4 protein-coding genes are annotated in these 3,551 nt (G+C 65.1%); 2 read left to right on the top strand and 2 right to left on the bottom strand.

All coding sequences use genetic code 11. The annotated features are described in order from the left end of the window. Positions 1 to 392: adenylate/guanylate cyclase domain-containing protein (locus VEI45_RS00695; RefSeq protein WP_324849129.1), on the top strand; the 392-nt coding region annotated here is incomplete at its 5' end. 214 nt (positions 393 to 606) lie between these two features. Then, a complete protein-coding gene (locus tag VEI45_RS00690) occupies positions 607 to 1,701 on the top strand; it encodes a phosphotransferase family protein (RefSeq protein WP_324849127.1) in 1,095 nt (364 codons plus the stop codon). Positions 1,702 to 1,708: 7 nt separating this feature from the next. Here VEI45_RS00690 and VEI45_RS00685 read toward each other — a convergent pair whose 3' ends face one another. Beyond that, positions 1,709 to 2,530: a mycofactocin-coupled SDR family oxidoreductase gene (locus VEI45_RS00685; RefSeq protein WP_324849125.1), complete on the bottom strand. Its 822-nt coding sequence runs from the start codon at positions 2,528 to 2,530 to the stop codon at positions 1,709 to 1,711. 46 nt (positions 2,531 to 2,576) lie between these two features. Further along, positions 2,577 to 3,551 (bottom strand): acyl-CoA dehydrogenase family protein (locus tag VEI45_RS00680; protein ID WP_324849123.1); only part of this gene is annotated, 975 nt, incomplete at its 5' end.

Raw genomic sequence — 3,551 nt, 5'->3', positions numbered from 1 at the left:
TCCAAGGAGACGCCGCGCTGGCGGTCTTTGGGGCGCCGTTGCCCGCGGCTGGAGCGGCGTCGGCGGCGTTGGCCACCGCTCGTAGCCTGCGCAGCCACCTGCGGAGGCTACCGGGGGTCGACTTCGGGATAGGCGTTTCGGCAGGGGCGGTATTCGCCGGGAACATTGGCGCCGAAAACCGCTATGAATACACCGTCGTCGGCGACGCGGTCAACGAGGCCGCGCGGCTGGCCGATTTCGCGAAAGCGTTGGACCAACGGATCGTGTGTTCAGCCGCGGCAATAGATCGTGCCGATGCGGCTGAGCGCCAGCATTGGGTCGCACATGGTGACACCCTGCTGCGGGGGCGCTCCGAGTCCACCCGCATCTGGACACCCTCGGCTGACAGCTGAGTGCATGTGCTTACCGCTGAACGATTCTCGGCGCTATTGGTCGATGATGGGTTGCAGCTCGTCAGGGGTGGCGCCGTGCAGGATCACCCGGTCATACAGAATTCCACTCAACCGCTCCTGCCGGACAGGCCCATTCCGGACAACTCGGCCGCAACTCATGTCGTATGGCTTACAGTTGTCGGGTCCTCAACCCACGAAGGGAGCGAGCATCGGGATGTCCATTCCCCGACACCCGGGCGACATCACCCGCGACTGGCTCTCGGCAGTACTGAGCAGCGACGACACCCCGGTGCGAGTCTCGGAAGTGGATGTGGCGGCCATCGGTACCGGACAAACCGGGGCGACGTATCGGGTGTCAGTTAGCTACGCCGATGACGCGGGAAGCTTGCCGGACACCTTCGTGATCAAACTGCCTGCTCAGGATGACACTGTGCGCGATCGGGTGACCATCGGCTACCGCTGTGAATGCACCTTCTACAACGTGGTCGCCGGCCGGGTGCGGGTGCCGACGCCGCAGTGCTTCTACTGCGAGATCAGCGACGACGCTTTTGACTACGCCCTGTTGCTCGCCGATCAAGCACCCGCGGCGCAGGGCGATCAACTCGCGGGCTGCGGCGAGCAGGAGGCGAGACTGGCCGTCAAGGCGTTGGCCGGACTACACGGGCCCAGCTGGTGTGATCCGGTGTGGTTGGACTTGCCCGGGATTGCCTTCGCCCGGCCCGACCAAGCATCGGCCGAAGGTCTCGGCGAGGTGGCGCGGATGAGTCTCGAGATCACCTTGGACAAGCTCGGTGATCGCATGAGCGTAGCCGACCGTGAGACTTTCACCGCTGCAATGGGTTTGGTGGCACCCTGGCTGCTTGCCGAACGAGATCGGTTTGCGCTGCTGCATGGCGACTACCGCCTCGACAACCTGCTGTTCTATCCAGACGCCAGCAGGGTCACGGTGGTTGACTGGCAGACACTCGGGGTGGGGCTGCCCGCAAGGGATCTCGCCTACTTCACGGCGACCAGCCTCAAGCCGGAACTGCGCTCAGCGATCGAGAAAGACCTTGTCGACGAGTATTACCGAGCTCTTTCCGGCTACGGTGTCGCCGGCTATGACCGCGAAACCTGTTGGCGCGATTACCGGCTCGGCATGCCGCAGGCCCTGCTCATCTCTGCCTTGGGATTCGCATTCGCCACCGCCACCGACCGCGGTGACGACATGGTGCTCACCATGTTGGCTCGCGGCTGCCAAGCCATCCGCGACCTCGGCACATTAGATCTCATCGGCCAGTACCCATCAGGCGCAGCGACGACGTCGTAATCGCGAATCAGTATTGCGTGGAGCCCTGGTCGACGGAGATCGCCGCGGCGGTGACATTGCGCGATTCTTCGCTGGCCAGCCAGCAGACCGCGTCGGCGATATCTTCGGGCTGGGCCACCCAATTCGGCAGAAACGGTGTGAGCACATTCGCCAACTGCGGATAGGTTTCGGTGGCCCTGGCCACTGCGGCGACCATGTCGCCGCTTCCCATGGCCGTGTTGACCGGACCGGGATGCACGCTGTTCACCCGGATCGAATGCCTGCCCAGCTCCGCGGCGAACGCGCGAGCCAACCCGGTCACGGCGTGCTTGCTGGCGGTGTAATGCACCATGAACGGCTGCATCTTGATGCCGGCCGCGGAGCTGATCAAAATGATGGACCCGCCGCTACCGCCGTCGATGATCTTCTGGGCCCCGGCCATCACCGTGTTCCACGTTCCGGTCACGTTGACGTCCATTACGTCGCGGAACGATTCGGGAGTGATCTCGTTCCATGTCTGCGCAGCCGAGATGCCGGCGTTGGCGACGATGATGTCCAGCCGCCCGAGGGTGGCCACGCCGTCGTCCACCGCGTCACACAGACCGTCGAAGTCGCGAATATCGACCGCTGACGTGACAACTCGGCGGCCGGTCGCTTCGACGAGCCCAGCGGTTTCGGCCAGGTCTTCTGGGGTTGCCGAGTCGTAGGGCACACAGGACGGCAGCTTGCCCGCGATGTCGACCGCGATGATGTCGGCGCCCTCGTGGGCCATCCGGACCGCGTGCGCGCGGCCCTGGCCCCGTGCCGCTCCGGTGATGAATGCCACCTTGCCCGTTAGCCGGCCGCTCATCCGCGCTCCATATCGTAAACGTCACTGTAACGCGAACGATAATACGTCACTGCTTACGCTGCGCCGCCTTGACCAGGTTCGATCCGATGATCAGCCGTTGAATCTCACTGGTGCCCTCGTAGAGCCGCAGCAGCCGGACGTCACGATAAATGCGCTCCACCGGTACTTCGCGCATGTAGCCACTGCCGCCGTGGATCTGCACGGCGAGGTCGGCGACCTTGCCGGCCATTTCGGTGCAGAACACCTTCGCCGCCGACGGCGCGACTCGCCGGTCCTGCTCGGTGATCCACAGCCGGGCGGCGTCACGCACCAGGGCACGACCGGCCATCACCCCGGTCTGCTGGTCGGCGAGCATCGCCTGCACGAGCTGGAAGTTTCCGATCGGGGTGCCGCCCTGGGTGGCGCTGGCCGCGTACGTCACGGATTCGTCCAGCGCTCGCTGAGCGGTTCCCACAGCCAACGCCGCGATGTGGATACGGCCCCGTGCCAGGGAGGTCATCGCTGCTCGATAGCCGATGTCCTCACTGCCGCCGACCAGCGCGCCGGCCGGGACGCGCACATCGGTAAAGCGCACGTCAGCGGTCCAGGCGCCTTCCTGTCCCATCTTGGCGTCCTTGGCCCCGACCTCCAGACCGGCGGTGTCCGCGGGAACCAGGAAAACAGCAATGCCCGGTCCGGCGTCGTCGGCGGGACGGGTCCGGGCGAAGACCACGAACAGATCCGCGACCGGTGCGTTGGTGATGAACCGCTTCTCGCCCGAAATCACCCAATCTGCTTCGTCACGAAGGGCTTTGGTGCGCAACCCCGCCGGGTTCGATCCCGCCCCGGGCTCGGTCAGCGCGAACGACGCGACCTTTCCGCACGCCAATGCTTCCAGCCAGGTGGCCTTCTGCTCGTCGGTGCCGAATCCGACCAGGACTTGACCGGCGATGCCGTTGTTGGTGCCGAACATCGAGCGAAGCGCAAGCGAGGTGTAGCCCAGCTCCATCGCCAGCTCGACGTCTTGGGTGATGTCGAGCCC

Origin of the sequence: Mycobacterium sp., assembly GCF_035623875.1 — a bacterium.
In the GTDB taxonomy this organism is placed as follows: Bacteria; Actinomycetota; Actinomycetes; order Mycobacteriales; family Mycobacteriaceae; genus Mycobacterium.
The sequence above is the reverse complement of the archived record's forward strand: the minus strand, read 5'-3'. Positions and strand labels throughout refer to the sequence as shown.

Coding starts and splice junctions, on each gene's coding strand:
- VEI45_RS00690 (WP_324849127.1), top strand. CDS start 607: ATGTCCATTCCCCGACACCCGGGCGACATCACCCGCGACTGGCTCTCG.
- VEI45_RS00685 (WP_324849125.1), bottom strand. CDS start 2,530: ATGAGCGGCCGGCTAACGGGCAAGGTGGCATTCATCACCGGAGCGGCA.